Annotated in this window: 21 protein-coding genes; 6 read left to right on the forward strand and 15 right to left on the reverse strand. The window is 70.6% G+C overall.

Annotated features, from left to right (window positions below; translation table 11 throughout):
* Position 1: 1 nt before the first annotated feature.
* The 3 genes from BLR68_RS14240 to BLR68_RS14250 all read right to left on the reverse strand — a co-directional run bounded on the left by BLR68_RS14240 (position 2) and on the right by BLR68_RS14250 (position 3,705).
* Entirely contained in the window at positions 2-1,285 is a 1,284-nt protein-coding gene (locus BLR68_RS14240; RefSeq protein WP_018185742.1) for an extracellular solute-binding protein, read from the reverse strand.
* 19 nt (positions 1,286-1,304) lie between these two features.
* Entirely contained in the window at positions 1,305-2,363 is a 1,059-nt protein-coding gene (locus BLR68_RS14245; protein ID WP_018185743.1) for a LacI family DNA-binding transcriptional regulator, read from the reverse strand.
* 97 nt (positions 2,364-2,460) lie between these two features.
* A complete protein-coding gene (locus tag BLR68_RS14250; RefSeq protein WP_256335402.1) occupies positions 2,461-3,705 on the reverse strand; it encodes a sensor histidine kinase in 1,245 nt (414 codons plus the stop codon).
* A gap of 155 nt (positions 3,706-3,860) precedes the next feature.
* Between BLR68_RS14250 and BLR68_RS14255 the strand changes: the two genes are divergently transcribed.
* Entirely contained in the window at positions 3,861-4,520 is a 660-nt protein-coding gene (locus tag BLR68_RS14255) for a response regulator (protein ID WP_018185745.1), read from the forward strand.
* 15 nt (positions 4,521-4,535) lie between these two features.
* Here the strand turns inward: BLR68_RS14255 and BLR68_RS14260 are convergent, their stop codons facing one another.
* Positions 4,536-4,736, reverse strand: a complete 201-nt coding sequence (locus tag BLR68_RS14260; protein WP_018185746.1) for a hypothetical protein — start codon at positions 4,734-4,736, stop codon at positions 4,536-4,538.
* 312 nt (positions 4,737-5,048) lie between these two features.
* Between BLR68_RS14260 and BLR68_RS14265 the strand changes: the two genes are divergently transcribed.
* The 5 genes from BLR68_RS14265 (at position 5,049) to BLR68_RS14285 (ending at position 9,182) form a co-directional block, all read left to right on the forward strand.
* Positions 5,049-5,243, forward strand: a complete 195-nt coding sequence (locus BLR68_RS14265; RefSeq protein ID WP_018185747.1) for an aureocin A53 family class IId bacteriocin — start codon at positions 5,049-5,051, stop codon at positions 5,241-5,243.
* Positions 5,244-5,326: 83 nt separating this feature from the next.
* Positions 5,327-6,259, forward strand: a complete 933-nt coding sequence (locus BLR68_RS14270) for an ATP-binding cassette domain-containing protein (RefSeq protein ID WP_018185748.1) — start codon at positions 5,327-5,329, stop codon at positions 6,257-6,259.
* A complete protein-coding gene (locus BLR68_RS14275) occupies positions 6,237-7,001 on the forward strand; it encodes an ABC transporter permease (protein ID WP_256335404.1) in 765 nt (254 codons plus the stop codon). The genes BLR68_RS14270 and BLR68_RS14275 overlap by 23 nt, the downstream gene beginning before the upstream one ends.
* Positions 7,002-7,179: 178 nt before the next feature.
* A complete protein-coding gene (locus tag BLR68_RS14280; RefSeq protein WP_018185750.1) occupies positions 7,180-7,698 on the forward strand; it encodes a PH domain-containing protein in 519 nt (172 codons plus the stop codon).
* On the forward strand, positions 7,695-9,182 hold the full coding sequence (locus BLR68_RS14285; RefSeq protein ID WP_026302768.1) for a YdbT family protein: 1,488 nt from the start codon (positions 7,695-7,697) through the stop codon (positions 9,180-9,182). Before BLR68_RS14280 ends, BLR68_RS14285 begins: the two co-directional genes overlap by 4 nt.
* Here BLR68_RS14285 and lysS read toward each other — a convergent pair.
* The 11 genes from lysS to ftsH all read right to left on the reverse strand — a co-directional run bounded on the left by lysS (position 9,175) and on the right by ftsH (position 19,351).
* Positions 9,175-10,698 carry a lysine--tRNA ligase gene (gene lysS / locus BLR68_RS14290; protein WP_018185751.1) on the reverse strand — a complete coding sequence of 508 codons (1,524 nt, stop codon included), beginning with the start codon at positions 10,696-10,698 and terminating at the stop codon, positions 9,175-9,177. The two genes, BLR68_RS14285 and lysS, sit on opposite strands and share 8 nt — an antisense overlap.
* A 213-nt stretch (positions 10,699-10,911) precedes the next feature.
* Positions 10,912-11,655 carry a formylglycine-generating enzyme family protein gene (locus BLR68_RS14295; RefSeq protein ID WP_018185752.1) on the reverse strand — a complete coding sequence of 248 codons (744 nt, stop codon included), beginning with the start codon at positions 11,653-11,655 and terminating at the stop codon, positions 10,912-10,914.
* Positions 11,652-12,356, reverse strand: coding sequence for a DUF2520 domain-containing protein (locus tag BLR68_RS14300; protein WP_026302769.1), 705 nt, complete (start codon positions 12,354-12,356; stop codon positions 11,652-11,654). The genes BLR68_RS14295 and BLR68_RS14300 overlap by 4 nt, the downstream gene beginning before the upstream one ends.
* Positions 12,353-14,041 (reverse strand): PH domain-containing protein, encoded by a 1,689-nt coding sequence (locus BLR68_RS14305; RefSeq protein WP_018185754.1) that lies wholly within the window; start codon positions 14,039-14,041, stop codon positions 12,353-12,355. The genes BLR68_RS14300 and BLR68_RS14305 overlap by 4 nt, the downstream gene beginning before the upstream one ends.
* Positions 14,038-14,610, reverse strand: a complete 573-nt coding sequence (locus BLR68_RS14310) for a PH domain-containing protein (protein ID WP_018185755.1) — start codon at positions 14,608-14,610, stop codon at positions 14,038-14,040. The genes BLR68_RS14305 and BLR68_RS14310 overlap by 4 nt, the downstream gene beginning before the upstream one ends.
* Positions 14,555-15,046, reverse strand: a complete 492-nt coding sequence (locus BLR68_RS14315; protein ID WP_018185756.1) for a DUF3180 domain-containing protein — start codon at positions 15,044-15,046, stop codon at positions 14,555-14,557. The genes BLR68_RS14310 and BLR68_RS14315 overlap by 56 nt, the downstream gene beginning before the upstream one ends.
* Positions 15,043-15,579 (reverse strand): 2-amino-4-hydroxy-6-hydroxymethyldihydropteridine diphosphokinase, encoded by a 537-nt coding sequence (gene folK / locus BLR68_RS14320; RefSeq protein ID WP_018185757.1) that lies wholly within the window; start codon positions 15,577-15,579, stop codon positions 15,043-15,045. The genes BLR68_RS14315 and folK overlap by 4 nt, the downstream gene beginning before the upstream one ends.
* Positions 15,576-15,944 (reverse strand): dihydroneopterin aldolase, encoded by a 369-nt coding sequence (gene folB / locus BLR68_RS14325; protein ID WP_018185758.1) that lies wholly within the window; start codon positions 15,942-15,944, stop codon positions 15,576-15,578. The genes folK and folB overlap by 4 nt, the downstream gene beginning before the upstream one ends.
* Positions 15,941-16,750: a dihydropteroate synthase gene (gene folP / locus BLR68_RS14330; RefSeq protein ID WP_018185759.1), complete on the reverse strand. Its 810-nt coding sequence runs from the start codon at positions 16,748-16,750 to the stop codon at positions 15,941-15,943. The genes folB and folP overlap by 4 nt, the downstream gene beginning before the upstream one ends.
* Positions 16,747-17,337, reverse strand: a complete 591-nt coding sequence (gene folE, locus BLR68_RS14335; protein WP_018185760.1) for a GTP cyclohydrolase I — start codon at positions 17,335-17,337, stop codon at positions 16,747-16,749. The genes folP and folE overlap by 4 nt, the downstream gene beginning before the upstream one ends.
* A 10-nt stretch (positions 17,338-17,347) precedes the next feature.
* On the reverse strand, positions 17,348-19,351 hold the full coding sequence (gene ftsH / locus BLR68_RS14340; protein WP_018185761.1) for an ATP-dependent zinc metalloprotease FtsH: 2,004 nt from the start codon (positions 19,349-19,351) through the stop codon (positions 17,348-17,350).
* Positions 19,352-19,373 lie beyond the last annotated feature (22 nt).

The raw sequence follows: 19,373 nt of genomic DNA on the forward strand, positions 1-19,373 counted from the left end.
CTCAGCCCGCCGCCAGCTTGTCGACCTCTGCCGCGGTGTCGGAGAGGAACTGATCGACCGGCGTCTCACCGAAGATGACCGACTTCGAGTAGCCGTCACGGAAGGCCTGCCAGATCTCCACCGATCCGACGACGTTGGGCACCTCGACGGTGCGCGCGGCCTGATCGCCGAACTGCTCGTAGGCAGGGTTGTCGGCGAAGTAGTCCGGATAGGTACCCGTCAGGTCCTGACGCAGCGGCATCTGGCCGGTGGCCTTCAGCCACTCGCCGTCCTGCTCCTCACTGGTGGCGAACTTGAGGACGTCCCAGGCCGTGCCCTTGCTCTTGCACGCGGTGAACATGCCGACGTTCTTCGCGTCGCTGAACGTCCAGGTGTCACCCGCCGAGGTGCCGTCCTTCGTCGGCACCGGCACGGCTCCCCACTCGATCGAGTCGCCGTACACGCTGATCGCCCACGGCCCCACGATCGCCATGGCGGCGTACCCGTCGGCGAACGCGTCGCCCTGGTACTGCTCGTTGCCGGCGAGCTTCTCCTCGTAGAGGGTCCGCCAGAAGTCGGCGACGGCCTTGCCGTTGTCGTCGTCGAACGTCGCCTTGCCGTCCTCGAGCAGCTGCGTCCCGCCGGTCTGCGCCGCGTAGAGCGGGTAGAAGTCGAACCAGGACTGGAAGAACTCGCTCGTGGGGGCGGGGTTGATCGCGTACTCGGACACGCCCTTCTCCTTGAGCGTCCGCGCGGTCTCGAGGAACTCGTCGTAGGTGGACAGCTTCGGGTTCTCGGGGTCGAGTCCGGCCTTCTCGAAGAGGGCCTTGTTGTAGAAGATCATCACCGGGTTCGACTTCCACGGCAGCTGGTAGAAATCGCCGTCCTCGGAGCGGTACTGGTCGGCCAGGTCGCCGCTGCGGGCCGTGATGTAGTCGTCGCCGTCCTCGAAGGTCGACAGGTCGACGAGGCCCCCCTGGCGCTGGAAGCCCGGCACCGCCGCGGGCGAGGTGTTGAAGACGAGGCACGGGGCGTTGCCCGCGGTGATCGCGGCCCCGATGACCTCTTCGCTCGAGGCGCCGGCGGGGATCTCCTGCGCTTTGACCTGCTCGTCGGGGTGGTCGGCGTTCCATGCCTCGACCATCTTCTTGCCCCAGCCGATCTCGGCTTCGTTGTTGGAGTACCAGATGGTGATGTCGCCTCGGCTCTCGAGGTCGCCGCCACCACCTCCGCCTCCGCCGCCGCACGCGGTGAGGGCCAGCACACCGGCTGCGCCGGCTGCCGTGATGAGGATGCGTCGTTGCATGTCCTGCTCCTTCGTTCGGTTACTCGTGCTCTCTTGCTGTCGTCGGTCGCGCGTCACGCGCCCGTGGAGGTGCCGTCGAACCCCGGACGGCGAGGGTGGGATCGGGGAGGTCGAGGCGAGTGGGCGCGTCACCGGCGATCGCGGCGAGCAGCGTGCGTGCGGCGGCCACGCCCCAGCCGCGGGCGTCGGTCGCGACGCTCGTGAGAGCGGGGTGCACCCAGCGGCCGATCTCGGTGTCGTCGAATCCGGTGATCGAGAGGTCGTCGGGCACGCTCAGCCCGCGCTGGTGGGCGATCCCCATGCCGGCGACCGCCATGCTGTCGTTCGCGTAGATGATGGCTGTCGGCGGGGTCCCCTCGTCGAGGAGGGATGCCGTGGCGCGCGCGCCGTCGGCGGCGCTGAAGTCGGTCTCCACGACGGCGACGTCGAGGCCGGCGGCATCCGCGGCATCGAGGAAGGCGTCGCGGCGGCGTTGGGCGTGGAGCATGCCGGAGGGTCCTGCGACGTGCCCGACGCGGCGGTGGCCGAGGCCGGCGAGGTGCTCGACGGCGAGACGGATGCCGGCTCCGTCGTCCGTCGAGACCGAGGCGAACGGCGAGGCGACGTCGGGGACGCCGAGGGTGACGGCGGGGATCCCGACTTCGGCGAGGAGCGCGATGCGCGCGTCCGCGACGCGGATGTCGGTGAGGATGACGCCGTCCACGCGCCGGTCCGAGGCGAGCGCCCGGTAGGTGGCCTCCTCCTGACGGCCCGGGTTCGCGACGGCGAGGACGAGGGCCTGACCGGTGACGGAGAACTCGTCTTCGAGCCCGGCGATGAACGAGGGGAAGAAGGGGTCGGCCGCGATGACGTCGGGGCTCCGCCCGATCACCAGTCCGCAGGCGAAGGCGCGCCCGACGCTGAGGGACCGGGCGCTCAGGCTCGGCGTCCAGCCGAGTTCGGCGGCGGTGTCCATGATGCGCTGCCGCGTCTCGGCGGCGACGCCGGGACGGCCGTTCAGCGCGAAGGAGACGAGGCCCTTGCTGACGCCCGCCGCGCGCGCGACATCCGCGATCGTGGGGCGGGTCTCGGGGGGCATCGGTCACTCCTTCGTGGCGGACCTGATCTACTAAACCGGTTCAGGCGACGAAAAAGCAAGACCTTGACACGCGCGTCGGCGCGGGCGTAAACGCTGATCAGCGCGTGGGCAGCTCCACGCGGACGCGCCATCGACCCTCGTCGGGGCCTGCGGCGAACGTGCCGCTCAGCACCTCGACGCGCTCTCTAAGCCGGGCGAGTCCGAATGCGGGGCCGGGGCGCTGACCCGACACGGGGCGATGCGGATCGTTGATCACCGACAGCACGACGGTGTGCGATGTCACCACGAGCGACAGCTCGATCGTCATCGCCGGCGCGCCGTGCTTCACGATGTTCGTGACCGCCTCCCGCGCGGCGCGGGTGAGGGTCGTCTCGATGATGCCGGCGAGCGCCGCGTCACCGGTGACCTCCGTCCTCACCGTGTGCCCGAGGTCGCGGAGCTTCTGGGCGAGGGAGTCGATCTCTCGGCGGATGCCGGGGGCACCGGCATCCGTCACGCCGTCCGTCCCCGTCCTGCCGTGGATGAGCTGCAGCACGCGACGCGTGTCGGTCAGCGCCTGAGCGGATGCCGCGACGATCGCGCGCTGCGAGCTGGAGCGGATCTCGGGGTCGTCCGTGCGCTCCAGGACGCGGGCGTGCATGACGGTGATGGAGATCTCGTGCGCGATGACGTCGTGGAGCTCGTCGGCGATACGGGTGCGCTCCGCCAGCAGCGCCGCGTCGAGCTGCGCCTCGTGCGCGTCGACCTGCGAGGCGAGGACGACGTTCCGGCGGACGACGCGACGCAGGCCCCGTCCGACCGTCGCCGACAGGAGCCCGACGACGAAGACGGCCACCACTCCGCCGACGTCGAGACCCGGCGGCACCGTGGCGATCGCCGCCACCCAGGCGACGGCCGCGACCCCGTACGCGGTCGAGAACACGGCGCTGCAGCAGTAGAAGACGACCCCGATGCTCATGGCGACCGCGGTCAGATACTCACCGCTCTGGCCCGCGACGACGGCGACGAATCCGGAGAGCACGAGGACGATGGCTCCCCACGTGGGCCGCCAGGCCATCGCGATGATCGAGCCGTTGGTGAGCACGGAGGCGGCGATCGTCGGCCACGAGATCGACGGCCCCGATGTCAGCTGCGCCCACACGACGTCGACCGCCGCGAGCAGGGGCAGCAGAGCCAGGATTGCGCGGGCGACCTTCGGGGGGAGGACGTAGTCCCACAGCTCGCGCTGCACGGCACGGGCTGCTCCGCCCGCGCCGTGCATGCCGCGGGTTAGTTGCAGATGCGCAGCACCCGGCACAGGTGCGTCCACAGATTTGTCGGCTGACTCGCGAACGGGATCCATCGGAACATTCTTTCTCTCCCCATCTCGATTTCGTGCCGGAAGGAGCTCCCGGCACGCCCTGCGCCCATCCTGACGCGAGGAGCGCCGGGGGACGCTCCTGCTCAAGACGCAATCCCGTCACCGCAAGACGCAAAACCGGCACCTATGCTGATCGCATGGACCCCATCCGAGTTCTCATCGCCGACGATGAGGCTCTCGTCCGACGGGCTCTCCAGGTGTTCTTGAACGCAGAACCGGGGATGACGGTCGTAGGAGAGGCGAGCGACGGACCGAGCGCTGTCCGCCTGAGCCTCGAACTGAAGCCCGACGTGATCCTGATGGACATCCGGATGCCGGGAGGCGACGGCATCCGCGCGATCGAGCAGTTGTCGGTCGACCTGCCGTCCGCACGGACCATCGCGATCACGACCTATGGATCCGACGAGACGGTGGCCGGCGCCCTCCGGGTCGGCGCCGTCGGCTTCCTCGTGAAGGATTCCGAACCGGAGCACATCACGGCGGCCGTCCGCAGCGCGCACCACGGCGGCTTCGTCCTGTCGTCGGTCGCCGGCCGAGATCTCGTCCGGCGGATCGGCGCGCAGGCGGGTCAGCCCACCGTCACACTGAGCCCCGCAGAACAGGTCTCCCGTCGTGAGCTCGACGTCCTCGAGCTGCTCGCCAAGGGGATGTCGAACGCCGAGATCGGGCGGGACCTCTTCCTGTCCGAGGCGACGGTCAAGTCGCACCTGCGCCGGATCATGACGAAGTGGGGCGTGCGCGATCGGGTGCAGGTCCTCCTCTACGCCGCGACCACCGGCGTCATCCGACTCCCCTGAGCGGGGCGGCGTCCCTCAGCTGCGCGAACGGCTCCGGCGCGACACGATCGCGTAGGCCGTCGCCGCGGCGGCGATGCCGGCCACGGCGGTGATCCCCCAGCGCAGGATCACCTCGACGTCGGTGAAGACGGCCAGGCAGATGTTGACCGTCAGCGCGACGATGAAGAGTGCGGCGAATGCCGCGCCGTCCGCGGCGGTCCGCTTCTTGTCAGCCATGGGATTCCTTACGTCGCGGACGAACGGGCACCGTGTGTCTGCCGCGCGTCGATGTGGGTGGGAACGCCTCGGAGCCTAGCCGCGGCCTGCGCACCTCGATACGGCGCGAGAGCGCATTCCATCCGGGGGCGGCACCCCGGGCGGTCCCGTTGCGTCTAAAGGCGGATGCGGATTGCGTCCCCCGCACGAGCGCTGGGGCCTTTCGACTCAAGAGCGGCGGCCCGAGCCGTCGGTAGCGTCACTTCCGGCGCTGCGATCGCGGTCACGAACGCAGCGTCACTGACAAACACCAACGGATCGAGAGGAAACATCATGGGGGCAGTTCTGAGGTTCATCGCGTGGGTCATCGCGAACATCGGCCGCTGGGGCCGTGCCGTCGCCGGCCAGGTCGGACGCATCACCGCGTGGGCACGCAACAACTGGCGTCGCGTGCTCGAGTGGATCAACGCGGGCATCTCGTTCGCGACGATCGTCGACTACATCCTGCGGATCCTCGGCATCGGCTGAGATCTGTCCCGATGGGACGGCACCACGTGCGTGCCGTCCCATCGGGACACCGCGACCACCTGAGAGAGAAGGAGAGACGACCCATGCCGCAGACACCGGACACCGGCATCCGCGTGAGGGGCGTCTCGAAGACGTACGGCGTCAAGCGCGTCCTCGACGACGTCTCCTTCGACATCCCCGCGGGCACCGTCACGGGCCTGCTGGGTCCCAACGGCTCCGGCAAGTCGACCGCGATGCGCACGATGCTCGGGTTGACGATCGCCGACGCCGGATCGACCACGTTCGACGGCGTCCTCTTCCGCGATCTCGCGCAGCCGGGCCGTACCGTCGGAGCCCTTCTCGACCCGGGCGCCCACCACCCCGGGCGCAGTGTCGAGGACACCCTCGCGACGGCCGCCATCCTGACCGGCTCACCGCGCGAGCGGGTCGGCGAACTCATCGCCACGCTCGGCCTGGCCTCTGCCGCACGTCGCCGATTCGGCGCGCTCTCCCTCGGGATGAAGCAGCGGGTCGCCCTCGCCGTCGCGCTCGTCGGTCGGCCTCGACACCTCATCCTCGACGAGCCCATGAACGGTCTCGACATCGAGACCGGCGACTGGCTGCGATCGACTCTGGTCCATCACGCGCACACGACGGGCGGCTGCGTCCTCGTCTCGACGCATCTCCTCCAGGAACTCCAGACCTTCGCCGATCGCATCGTCGTCCTCAGCGAGGGCGCCATCCGCTACTCCGGCGAGGTCGGCGACCTCACCGCCGAAAAGAACGCGACGGCGATCGCTGCGGACACCGACCTGCTGCGACGCGCGCTCACGACCCGCGGCATCCCGTTCAGTGTGCGTCCCGAGGACGGGCGCTTCTCGGTGGGCATCGACCCCCGCTCCCTCAGCGAGATCTGCATCGCCGACCGCATCCTGCTCGACGAGCTCGCCGAGGACCGCGAGTCGATCAGCGACCTCTACCGTCGCCTGACGCGCGGCCAGTACCGAGTGGAAGGTGACGTCTTTGATCCTCGCTGACAGCCCCCCGCAGACGGCCGGCCGCTTCGGCCGCAGCCTGCGGGCCGAACTGCGGAACGTCCGCACGACACGGGGGACGCGGTGGGCGCTGGGCCTCACCGCCGCGCTCTGGGTCGTCGTCGGCGCCGGTGTCGCCGCGATCGCGCTGCTCGTCGACGCGGAATCGGTGAGCATCTCCGGCGCGCTCCTCGGCATGGGAGCGGCCGTCACCGTGTTCGTCCCCATCCTGGCGATTTTCATCATGGCCGCCGACTGGCAGTCGCGAGACGTGCTGACGACGTTCGCCCTCGAACCGCGCCGGCACATCGTCTTCCTCGCCAAGGCGCTGACGGCGCTCATCGTGTGCACCGTCCTCGTCGCCATCGCCGCCGTCCTGGCCGTCGTGTTCACCGCCGGCCTCGCGCTCGCGGCCGGGGCGACCATCGTGTGGAACGCGGATGCGGAGAGCATCGCGGTCCTGCTCTGGAGCGCCGCCGTCGGCACCGTGTCGGGCATCGCGTACGGCGCGGCGACGCAGCGCGTCGCGATCGCCATCGTGTTCTCGCTCGTGCAGGGATTCGTGATCGACCCGCTGCTCATGCTCATCCCGCACGGCATCGGCTCGTGGTTCCGGCTGACCGCCATCACCGAGGCCGGCAGCGGCACGGGCGAGCTCGGCCCGGCTCTGACGGCCGGACTGCTGTGGCTGGTCGTCCCGCTCGCCATCGGATTCGCCCGCAATCAGCGGGCCGACGTGCAATGACCGGCGCCCCCTCTGGAAAGGGGTCTGGCTGGCGTCTCGGTCAAGACGCCAGCCAGGGGTGCTTCGAATCGGATCGAGATGAAGCGGGATCAGTTTACGCGCACCGAGGTTTCGATCTCCCGAGAATCCACGCCGGACGGATGCCCGCCGACGCCGCCGGTGCGGGAGTATCGGGATCATGACCGTCCACGCGAGCACCCCGTCCTCGGGATACCCGCCGGCGCACGGCACCCGCGGTGACTCGGTGCTGGCACCCCGCGCCCTGACCTACCTCAACGTCCGCGAGGGCGTGACGACGGTCCTCGTCACCACGGCACTCGCCGTCGCCATCGCCTTCCTCCCCGATCCAGGGTGGCGCACGGCGCTCTGGGTGATCGTCGGCATCCTCGCCGTCGTCTCCCTGCTGATCGAACTGCCCTGGCTCAACCGCAAGCAGGTCGAGAACACGAGCTACACCGCGACCGCCGACTACGTCTACATCACGCGCGGCTGGCTCTGGCGGCGGACCACCGTCATCGCGACGGCCCAGATCCTGAACGTCGAGGTCGTGCAGGGGCCGCTGCTGCGCGCGTTCGACGCCGTGAGCGTGCGATTCACGTGCATCTCCGAGGTCGAGGGCCTCGGCCCGCTCGAACCGCGCGCGGCGGAGCGCATCCGCACGACCGTGCTCCACGCGCAGGCGGAGCCGGCGCGGTGACCGTCCCCTCCGACGAGGTCCCCCGGCGTCTTCCGCTGCGCTACCTTCCGGCGTCGTACCTGGAGTCCTCTCCCAAACTCGTCGGCAGTTTCATCGCCGGCGCCGTCTATCTCTTCGGACCGGCCGTGTGGCCGGGCGCCTGGGCGTGGCTGGCGCTCGGCCCCCTGATCGCCGTTCTCCTGTGCGAACCGATCTGGCGGTGGACCTTCACCCGGGTGGCGCTCACCCCGGAGCACCTGGTGGTGACGACCGGTGCGTTCACGCGACGCCAGCAGTCCCTCGCCTGGGGCGACATCGGAACGGTCGACAGCAGGCAGTCCTGGGCTTTCGCCCGGTGGGACCTGCGGGTCCTCACGCTGTCTCAGGCCGGCGACGAGCGGACCAAGGTCCACCTGTGGGCGGTCGACGAGGACCTCCATCGCGAGGTGACGGCGCGCGCCGGGCACGCGCTCGGGACGACTGAGGCGGAGGTGACCGCCGAGCAGCCTGCCGAGCAGGCGCGGCCGGCGCCCGGCATCCTGCTCTACCGGGTGCGGCTGACGCACCTGCTGCTCGCGAGCGTCGTCTACGGCCAGTTCGCCCTCATCGGCGGTGGCGCGGCGTTGGGGGTGTCCGAGACGCTGGGCATGTTCGGCGCCGACGCGGCGCTCACCCGGTGGCTGCCGCTCCCCCCGGTCGTCTGGGCGGTGGCGATCGCCGTCGGCATCGTCGCGCTCGGCCTCGTGCTGACGGTGGTGCGCTACGCCTCGTTCGAGGTGCGACGGATGCCGGGCGACCGGATCGTGATCTCCTACGGCCTGTTCTCCACCCACACCCGGAGCGTCTCGCGGGCGACGACGATCGGCGTCGTGCTGCAACGCAACCTCGTCGAGACGCTGCTCGGACGCGTCCGACTGTCGCTTCTGACGACGGACTCGGCCGCGCAGCTCGGCACGAACCTCCTGCTCCCGTCGCTCCCCCGCCGGGTCGTGGAACGCCTGCTGCACGAGGCGTTCGACGAGGACCCGTCGACGCGCCTGCTCACCGGCGATCGGGGTGCCCGAGCCACCGGTACGGGTGTCGTTCTGCTCGCCGGGCTGATCGCTGCCGCCGTCCTCGCCGGCTGGGTCGCCGCGGGACTGGGGTGGCCGCCGCTGCTCGTCCTCGCGGCCGGTGCGATCGTCTTCGCGATCGCCTGGCCCGTCACGGTCGTCCTCTGTTCACGACTGCGGGTCGACGCAGGTTCCAACCGGGTCGTCCTCCTCGTCAGTCACGTCGTGCAACGGCAGACGGTGCTGTCCGCCGCGGCCGTGCACATCGTGGGCACGAGCCGGCTCGCGGGGCATCCGCTCGTCGCCGACGTGTGCTTCTACGCAGGGATGCCGCGCACCTTCCGGGCACTCCGGTTCCGCCCCGCGGAGGTCGACGCGCTGTCGGCTCGGATCGCCGAGACGGTTCCGCTGGCGAGGACGCATCGTCGTGCGCCCGCGCCCGCGCTCACTTGACGAGCGGGAAGAGGATCGTCTCGCGGATGCCGAGGCCGGTGATCGCCATCAGCAGGCGGTCGATGCCCATGCCCATGCCACCGGTGGGCGGCATGCCGTGCTCGAGCGCGCGCAGGAACTCCTCGTCGACACGCATCGCCTCGTCGTCGCCGCGCGCGGCGAGCTTCGCCTGCTCGACGAAACGCTCGCGCTGGATGACGGGGTCGACGAGCTCGGAGTAGCCGGTCGCGAGCTCGAAGCCGCGGACGTAGAGGTCCCACTTCTCGACGACACCGGGAATGGTGCGGTGCTCGCGCACGAGGGGCGAGGTGTCGAGCGGGAAGTCCATGACGAATGTCGGGCGCTCGAGGCCGCCCTTCACGAAGTGCTCCCACAGCTCCTCGACGAGCTTTCCGTGGGTGGCGATCTTCTCCGGCACCTCGACGCCCGACTCGGCCGCGAAGGTCTGGAGCTCCTCGAACGAGGTCTCGGGCGTGATGCGGCGACCGGCGGCATCCGACAGCGACTCGTACATCGAGATGCGGTCCCATTGGCCGCCGAGGTCGTACTCGGTGCCGTCGGCCCACGTGACGGTGGTGGAGCCGGCGACGGCGATCGCGGCGTTCTGGATGAGCTCCTGCGTCAGGTCGGCGATGCCGTTGTAGTCGCTGTAGGACTGGTAGGCCTCGAGCATCGCGAACTCGGGGCTGTGGGTGGAGTCGGCGCCCTCGTTGCGGAAGTTGCGGTTGATCTCGTAGACCCGGTCGATGCCGCCGACGACGGCGCGCTTGAGGAAGAGCTCCGGCGCGATGCGGAGGTACAGCTCGGTGTCGAACGCGTTGGAGTGCGTGATGAACGGGCGGGCCGCGGCGCCGCCGTGCTGCACCTGCAGCATCGGCGTCTCGACCTCGAGGAAGCCGTGCGCGTCGAACGTGCGCCGCAGCGACGCGTTCACCTTGGCGCGGGCGACGACGGTCTCGCGGGCGGTGTCGCGGACGATCAGGTCGAGGAAGCGCGACCGCACGCGGCTCTCCTCGCTCAGCTCGGAGTGCAGGTTCGGGAGCGGCAGCAGCGCCTTCGCGGCGATCGTCCAGTCGGTGACCATGATCGACAGCTCGCCGCGGCGACTGGAGATGACCTGACCGGTGACCGAGACGTGGTCGCCGAGGTCGACGAGCTCCTTCCACGCCTGCAGCGACTCGTCGCCCACCTCGGCGAGGGAGACCATCGCCTGGATGCGGCTTCCGTCGCCGGACTGGAGTGCTGCGAAGCAGAGCTTGCCGGTGTTGCGGCTGAACACGATCCGGCCGGCGACCGACGCGGTCTCGCCGGTCTCATCGCCCGCCTCGAGCGATGCGAACCGCTCGCGCAGTGCCGAGATCGTGTCGGTGACGGGCACGGTCACGGGGTAGGCGCCACCCGCGGCATCCGCTCGTTCGCTCAACAGCCGTTCCCGCTTCGCGAGACGGACCGCCTTCTGCTCGATGACGTCCTCTTCGGTCGTCTCGGCGGGCGTGGGCGCGGACGCGTCGGTCATGTTCGGGGGCTCCTCGGGGATTCGACCCTTCAGTCTATCGACGGGCTGCGGGCGGTTTCGGCGCGGGCGGCGCGGGCGCGGGGTGTGTGCGCCGGGTGTGCGCCAGGTGTGCGCGGATGCAAGAGATCCGCCCCGACACGCCGCGCCGCGGCATCCCACCCCGGGGTGTCGCGCACGATCCCTTGCATCCGCGAACACCCCGACCGCCAAGCCTCAGCGGCGCGGGGTCCAGCCGGGCGGGCGGGGATCGCCGCCGGCCGCACGCTCGGCGTCGAACGCGGCCGACCAGCCCTGTGCGGCGTCGACCGCATCGAAGCCGCCCCGCGCTACGCGGAGCCCGACGTCGTCGTGCGTCATGCGGGGTCCGCCGCCGCGGCGGGTGCCGGCGCGGACGTTCCAAGCGTCGTCAGCGAAGCCGCCACCGCGGAACACCCGGTAGTCGTCGTAGCGCTCGGTGTCGAGGAAGTCCCAGCACCATTCCCACACGTTGCCGAGCGTGTCGAACAGCCCGTTCAAGTTCGGGAGCTTGCCGCCGACCGGCTGCGGCGAGGTCACGCCGTCACCGGCGGTCCACGCCACCTCGGGGAGTGGACCGTAGTGCGGGCCGGTCGAGCCGGCGCGGCACGCGTACTCCCACTCGGCCTCCGTCGGCAGCCGGAAGCCGTCGCTGTCGACGTGCCACCGCACCTCTTCGCCGTCGACGGCATAGGCCGGGTCGAGCCCCTCCCACTCCGACAGCGCGTTGCAGAACCGCACGGCGCGCAGCCAACTGACCTCGACGGCGGGACGGCGGGGGTCGGATGCCGCCACCCCGATCACCTCCGACAGCTGCTCCTGCGTGACGGGGTAGACGCCGATCTCGAAGGGCTCGAGCGCGACGGTCCACCGCCGCCGGCGTCGAGCGTCGTGCAGGTCGACGCTGCCCGCGGGGATGCGGGCGAGCTCCACGTCGCTCACGGGAGGGGCGGCCCGTCACCGACCGCAGGCGCGGCGTCGCTCAACGCGCGGTCGATCGTCGTGTGGACGAGCGCCGAGAGGTACCGCGAGGGATCCTCGACCCCGGCGCCGCGAAGCAAACCGGCCGCCTGTTGCACGATCAACGACGAGAAGGCCGTCGCGGTCGAGATCGCTTCGCCGTACGCCGCGCGGTCGGCGTCGGCGACCACGACCGGTTCGCACCCCATCTCGACCGCGAGCGCCTGCGCGATCGGCAGGACCGCGGCGGGCGCTGTCACGGCGGCGTACGCGTCTTTGAGGGCGCGAAGGTCCGTCGACGTGCCCGTGAAGGCGATGGCGGGATGGATGGCGACGGGTATGGCACCCCGCGCCGCGGCGGGAGCGAGCACTTGTATGCCGTGCGCGGCATCCGTGTGCATCAGGATCTGGCCCACCTGCCACGCACCGAGTTCGGCGAGGCCCGACACGAGCCCCGGCAGCTCGTCGTGCGGCACGGCGAGGACCACGAGTTCGCTGCGTCGGACGACCTCTTCGGCGCTGACCCTCGGCACCTCGGGGAGGATCGCCTCGACCCGGTCATCGTCCGATCCCGACGTGATCCCGGTGAGCGCGTGCCCGGCCCCCGCGAGAGCGGCGGCGATGACGGGCCCGACCCGCCCGGCGCCGATCACGCCGACACCGAGGCGCCCCTCGCGGTTCATCGCTCCTCCGTCGGCGACGTCGGCGGGGCGGGCGGCACCCACAAGGGCGGCACCGGCGCAGGGGGCGCGAGCGGCGGCGCGACCGAAGCCGCTTCCGGCCACTCCACCTCGACCGCGTTCCCGTCGGTCGGCTGAGCGCTCTCGGCGGATGCCGCGGCCACCGCGGCATCCGTGATCGCCCGCCACAGCTCGTAGGCACGAGCGTGGTCGATCGACTCGATGGTGCCGTTCACGGGTCCCATGACCGTGTGTCCCGTGATGGCGGCCAGCCCGAGGCGACGCGCGAGCGGGCCCTGCGAGAGACGCACGGACTGCATGCGGGCCAGCGGCAGGATCGTGAGCTTCGGCCACAGCCGGCCGGTCCGCATCAGCACCGCCTGCGGCAGGACGAGGATGCCGTTGCGTCGCCACGTGAGCGGGTCGATCACCCGCGCCCGGGCAGGCGACGTGACGTACCCGTCACCCTCGCGGGGACCGCGGAGACCCGCGTCGAGCATCGCGGCGTCGACGGAGAGGGACGGCAGCAGCAGTCGCAGGACCCGCTCGACGTCGGCCTGCGTACCGATGGGCAGCACGTCGCCCATCTGGGCTGCCGATGCGTCGCTTGCCGAGCGGCCCGAGAGCTTGTTCACCCGGATCCGGTACCAGCCACCCCACCGCCACAGCAGCGGCTGCCGGATGTCGACGGCGTGCACGCGACCCGGGGGCAGCGTCTCGGTGACCGTCGTGAGCAGACCGAAGGTGACGCGCACCCCCGCCGACGACGGCGCGATCGAGTAGCGGACCGTCTTGATGAACTGCCGCACCGCGTACGCGCCGAAACCGATCGCCGCGGGGATGGACGCACCGAGAGCGGGGATGATCCAGATCGGTTGCAGCACGAGCCCGACGATCGCCGCCACCACGACCAGCACGAACCAGATGGTCGAGCCCGACAGCAACCCCGCGAGGATGAGGCGCGATATCGGCACGCGCACGATGGATTCGGGTTCGGCACCGTCGTCGTCGACACCGTCGATGATCTCGCTGATCCCGGCGGTCACGCGAGAGGTCAGCGGCCCGCCTGCGGATGCCGGGCGGCCAGCGGCATCCTTCGTCCGATGTCCCGACGCGAGGCGCAGGATGTCGCCGCGGACCGTCTCGGCGTTGCGGGTCGACAGGTACTCGAGCTTGACGTTCGCGTCGAGCCCGGCGCCGACGACCTCGAGCTTGGCGAGCCCGACGAGACGGGCGAGAGCGGGGCGCGTGAGGTTGACGCCCTGCACGCGGTCGAGCGGTGCGCGACGGTGCGTGCGGAACAGCACGCCGCTGCGCACCTCGACCTCGTCGCCCGTGATGCGGAAGGTGTGGAAGCGCCAGGCCGTCCAGAAGAGGGCGAGCAGGATGACGAGGCCGACCGCCACGGCGACGATGGCCTGCACCGCGATGCCGTTCTGCAAGACGAAGTCGACCGGGTCCTCCTCGCCGTAGCGGAAGTTCTCGGGCAGGAAGAACGAGATCAGTCGGTCGCGGAGGTTCGCGACCAGGATGCCGATGATCACGATGAGCGTCAGCCCGCCGCGCAGCAGCGGCGACAGCGGATGCATCCGGTGCCATTCGCCGTCGCTCATCTCGGAGCGGACCGCGGCGGGCGGCGGAGCGGACGCCTGCTCGAGCGGCGCGGGCTGGGGGTCGAGATCGCTCACAGACCGGTCCGCCGGGTCTCAGCCACCTCGATGAGCGTGTCGCGCAGCTGTTCGGCGTCGCGCTGCGGCAGGCCGGGGATCGTCACACCGGTGGATGCCGCCGCGGTGACGAGCTTCAACTGGGCGATGCCCAGCATCCGATCGAGCGGGCCGTGCGTGATGTCGACGAGCTGGAGGCGGCCGTACGGGACCGACACCATCCGCTGCCACAGGATGCCGCGTCGGAAGACGAGGTCGTCCTCGCGCAGCTGATAGCCGATCGACCGCGCCTGCCTCGGTGTGACGACGAGCGTCACGAGGAAGATCGCGAAAAGGATGCCGCCGGGGATGAACGGCCACGTCGCTTCGAACATGAGCCAGAGCGTCAGTACCGCGGCCGCGATCAGCAGGAGCACGACGACGTAGCCGATGACCTGCCCGATCACGTACTTGCGCGACAGCTGGCGCCAGGCGCCATCCCCCAGCGGGAGCCGCGAGGCACCCCGCGGTTCGAGGATCTTCGTGAACGTCTCGTCAGTCGGAGTGGGAGAGCCCGTAGCCGGGTTCGTCGGGTCCGGGCTGGTCGTCATCATCGTCCTTCCGGATGGTGCACAGGTGTTCGGCGACGAGTGCACCGGCGACGAGGAGCAACCCGCCCCCCACCGCGGCGATCACCGCACCCGTTGAGCCTAACGAGGGCGACACGGGTCGTGTGAGCACGAAGGCGAGAAGCCCTCCGCCGAATCCGGCGACGAGCGCTCCGACGATGCTCGACGCCTTGGCCAGCATCGCGATGCGGAGCGCTCGGAAGGGGTCGACGGGTGCTGCGGTTCCGGCTGTCGCCCGGCGGACCGGGATGGCAGCGAGGACGACGGCGGCACCGAGCGCGACGAGCAGGATCGGTAACAGCGGCGACGGGGTGAAGGTCGGCTGCCCCATCCCCGTGAGGACCTGGTCGACGAAGAACCCCGCGATGCCGGCAACGACGGCGACCGCGACGAGGAGGAGCGGGTTCGTACGCCTCATCCCGCACCTCCGGGCAACGCGGCGCGCAGGTCGGCGACCGCGCCCACGCCGGGGAGCACCGCGTCGGGGTCGATGCTCAGCCACGGGTCGAGCACGAAGTCGCGTTCCGCGGCACGGGGATGCGGCAGCACGAGAGCCGGGTCGTCGGAACGCACGTCGCCGTAGGTGATGAGGTCGAGGTCGAGGGTGCGGCTCCCCCACCGCTCGCGCCGCTCACGGCCGTGCCGGCCCTCGATCGCGTGCAGATAACCGAGGAGCAGCGACGGGGCGAGACGCGTGTCGATGAGCGCGACCGTGTTCAGGTAGCGGGGGGCGTCGGCATCCGGCCCGCCGAGGGTGATCGCGACCGACTCGATCGGCTCGGCCGCGGCGACCAGCACGGTCATCGGCAGGCGGCCGAGGTCGGCGATCGCCTCGGCGATGGTGTCGGCGCGCTGACCCAGATTCGCGCCGAGGGCGACGACGGCGCGGTGGGCGGGGCCGTGCGCGCGCGGCTCCTTCTGCGGCATCCCTTCGGCGAGGCGGCGGCTCATGCGCGGGACCGCCTCACCGTGACGGCGACATCGTCGAACGGCACCGGGATCGGCGCGGCGGGTTTGTGCACGGTGACGGCGACCGCGTCGACGAGCGACCAGCCCGTGAGGACGGCGGTCGCGATGCGCTCGGCGACGGTCTCGATGAGGTCGACGGGGTCGCCCGCGAGGATCGCGGCGACGCGCTCGGCGACCTCCCCGTAGTGGACGGTGTCGGTGACGTCGTCGGTCGCCGCGGCGCGGGCCAACGACAGCGACAGCACCAGGTCGGCGACGAACTCCTGCCCGTCGCGGCGCTCGTGCTCGTAGACGCCGTGGAATCCGGTGGCACGGATGCCGGTGATCGCGATCTCGTCGGTCGTCATCCTTCACCCTCCCACGCGGTCCGCACGGCGAGGGCGAGACGCGTCGCGGCGACGTCGTGCACGCGCACCGCCCAGGCGCCGGCCTGCGCGGCGAGGACACTCGTGACGGCCGTGGCGAGATCGAGATCGGCCTCACCGCTGAGCTCGATACCTGCACCGGACGCGGCGACCGCCAGCATCCGCTTACGGCTCGTGCCGAGGAGCACGCGATGACCACCGCCGACGAGCTCGCCCAGGCCGCGGACGACCTGCCAGTTCTGCTCTGGCGTCTTGCCGAAGCCGAAGCCCGGGTCGACGATGATGCGCTGATCCGGGATGCCGGCCGCCCGAGCCGCGGCGACGCGCTCAGCGAGTTCGCCGACCACCTCCGCGACGATGTCGTCGTAGACGGCGGTGCCGTACATGTCGTCGGAGTGCCCGCGCCAGTGCTGCACGACGACGTCCGCGTCGGTGCGGGCGACGACGGCGAGCATGTCGGGGTCGGCGAGGCCGCCCGAGACGTCGTTGACGATCCGGGCACCGGCTGCGACCGCGGCAGCGGCGGTGCCCGCGTTCATCGTGTCGACGCTGATGACCGCCCCCTCGGCGGCGAGCGTCTCGATGACCGGCAGGATGCGCGCCTGCTCGTCGCCCTGCGCGACCCGCGTCGCGCCGGGACGAGTGGACTCCCCGCCGATGTCGAGCAGGTCAGCCCCGTCGGCGAGGAGGGCGCGGCCGTGCGCGATCGCCGCCTCGTGCGTCGCGTACCGTCCGCCATCGCTGAACGAGTCCGGCGTGACGTTCACGATGCCCATGACGAGGGTCATGTCCGGCCGCCGGTCAGCAGGGCGATCGCCTCGGCGCGCGCCACGGGGTCGGTGAACACGCCGCGGGCGGCGATGGTGACAGTGGATGCCGCGGGCTGCCGTCCCCCGCGCATCGTCACGCACTCGTGCACCGCGTCGAGCACGACGAGCACACCGCGGGTGTCGATCGAGCCGGCGATCGTGTCGGCGACCTGCTCGCCCAGGCGCTCCTGCACCTGCGGGCGCGCCGCGAGGATGTCGATCACCTTCGGCAGAGCGCCGAGTCCCACGACCTGCTCGCCGGGAAGGTAGGCGACGTGCGCATGCCCGGCGAACGGCAGCAGGTGGTGCTCGCAGACGGAGCGGAACCGGATGTCACGGAGCATGACCGCACCGGAGGGGAGCGTGTCGGGCGCCGGACCGCGCGTGACCGAAATCGTATGCGCGAGCGGGGCTGCGGCATCCTCACCCACACCCGAGAAGAACTCCGCGTACGCGTCGGCAACGCGCTGCGGAGTCAGCTTCAGGCCGGGACGTTCCGGGTCTTCACCGATGGCGACGAGCAGTTCCCGCACCAGTTCGGAGACGCGCTCGCGGTCGACCGCCATGCGCGCCGCCTCAGGCCGTCGCGGGTCGAGCCTGCCCGGTCGCGTGGCGCGCCGGCGAGGTCTCGGGGGCCGGCTGCTCGGCCTCGGTGTTCGCCGCGACCGGAGCCTCGGCGCGACGGGGCACCTCGACGGGCGGAAGCGTCGACACGGGACGCTCGCTGCTCGAGAGCCACTGCGGCCGGGGCGGCAGGCGCTTGATGTCCTTGAAGATCTCGGCGAGCTCGAGGTGATCGAGCGTCTCCTTCTCAAGCAGCGCCAGGGCGAGCCGGTCGAGGACCTCGCGGTTCGCGTTCAGCACCTCGTACGCCTCGTTGTGCGCCTGCTCGATGAGTCCGCGCACCTGGGCGTCGACGCGCTCGGCGATGCGCTCGCTGAAGTCGCGGCCGTGACCCATGTCGCGTCCCATGAAGACCTCACCCGACGACGAGCCGAGCTTCACGGGCCCGACGTCGGTGGTCATGCCGTACTCGGTGACCATCTTGCGGGCGATGCCGGTCGCCTTCTCGATGTCGTTCGAGGCACCCGTGGTGGGGTCGTGGAAGACGATCTCCTCGGCGACGCGGCCGCCCATCGCATACGTCAGCTGGTCCTGCAGCTCGTTGCGGGTGATGGAGTACTTGTCGTCGAGCGGCAGCACCATCGTGTACCCGAGCGCCTTGCCACGGGGAAGGATCGTGACCTTCGTGACGGGGTCGGTGTGGTTCATCGCTGCGGCGGCGAGGGCGTGGCCGCCCTCGTGGTACGCCGTGATCAGCTTCTCCTTGTCCTTCATGACGCGCGTGCGACGCTGCGGACCGGCGATGACGCGGTCGATCGCTTCGTCGAGGGCGCGCATGTCGATGAGCTGGGCATTCGAGCGGGCGGTCAGGAGCGCGGCCTCGTTCAGGACGTTGGCCAGGTCGGCGCCGGTGAAGCCGGGCGTCTTGCGCGCGATGACGGCGAGGTCGACCGAGGGCGAGAGCGGCTTGCCGCGGCCGTGCACCTCGAGGATGCGCTGGCGACCCTTCAGGTCGGGCGCGTCGACGCCGATCTGGCGGTCGAAGCGGCCCGGGCGGAGAAGCGCGGGGTCGAGGATGTCGGGGCGGTTCGTCGCCGCGATCACGAGCACCGAGACCTTCGGGTCGAAGCCGTCCATCTCGACGAGCATCTGGTTGAGCGTCTGCTCGCGCTCGTCGTGACCGCCGCCCATTCCGGCGCCGCGGTGGCGACCGACGGCGTCGATCTCGTCGATGAAGATGATGGCCGGAGCGTTCTCCTTGGCCTCCTTGAAGAGGTCGCGCACGCGGCTCGCGCCGACACCCACGAACATCTCGACGAAGTCGGAACCCGAGATCGAGTAGAACGGAACGCCCGCCTCGCCGGCGACGGCGCGCGCGAGCAGGGTCTTACCGGTTCCGGGAGGGCCGTACAGCAGCACGCCCTTCGGGATGCGGGCGCCGACGGCCTGGAACTTCGCCGGGTCCTTCAGGAAGTCCTTGATCTCCTGCATCTCCTCGATGGCCTCGTCGGAGCCGGCCACGTCGGCGAAGGTGACCGTCGGGGTCTCCTTGGTCACGAGCTTGGCGCGCGACTTGCCGAACTGCATGACCTTGCTGCCGCCGCCCTGGGCGCTCGAGAGCAGCCACCAGAAGAGCAGACCGAGGATGAGGATGGGCAGGAGGATCGAGATCAGGCTGCCGAACCAGCTGGTCTGCGGCACGACGTCGTTGTAACCGTCCTTGGGGGCGGCCGAGTCGACGGCCTGCACCACCGCGTCCGCACGTTCGGTGACGTAGTAGAACTGCACGTTCGTCGAACCCTCGAACGCCTTGTCCAGCGTGAGGTCGACGCGGTTGTCCCCGTCGGTGATCGTGGCCTGCGAGACCGTCGACCCATCGAGGAGCTTCAAGCCCTCCTGCGTGGTGATGCTCTTGGCGCCGGTGAGGTTCGAGATCAGCGTCATGCCGATGATCAAGAGCACGCCGATGAGCACCACGTAGAGGAACGGGTTGCGGGAGAGCTTCTTGACGTTCATTGTGCGTTCAGGCTACCCCCGC

Source organism: Microbacterium sp. 77mftsu3.1, from assembly GCF_900100525.1.
Classification (GTDB): Bacteria; Actinomycetota; Actinomycetes; order Actinomycetales; family Microbacteriaceae; genus Microbacterium; species Microbacterium aquilitoris.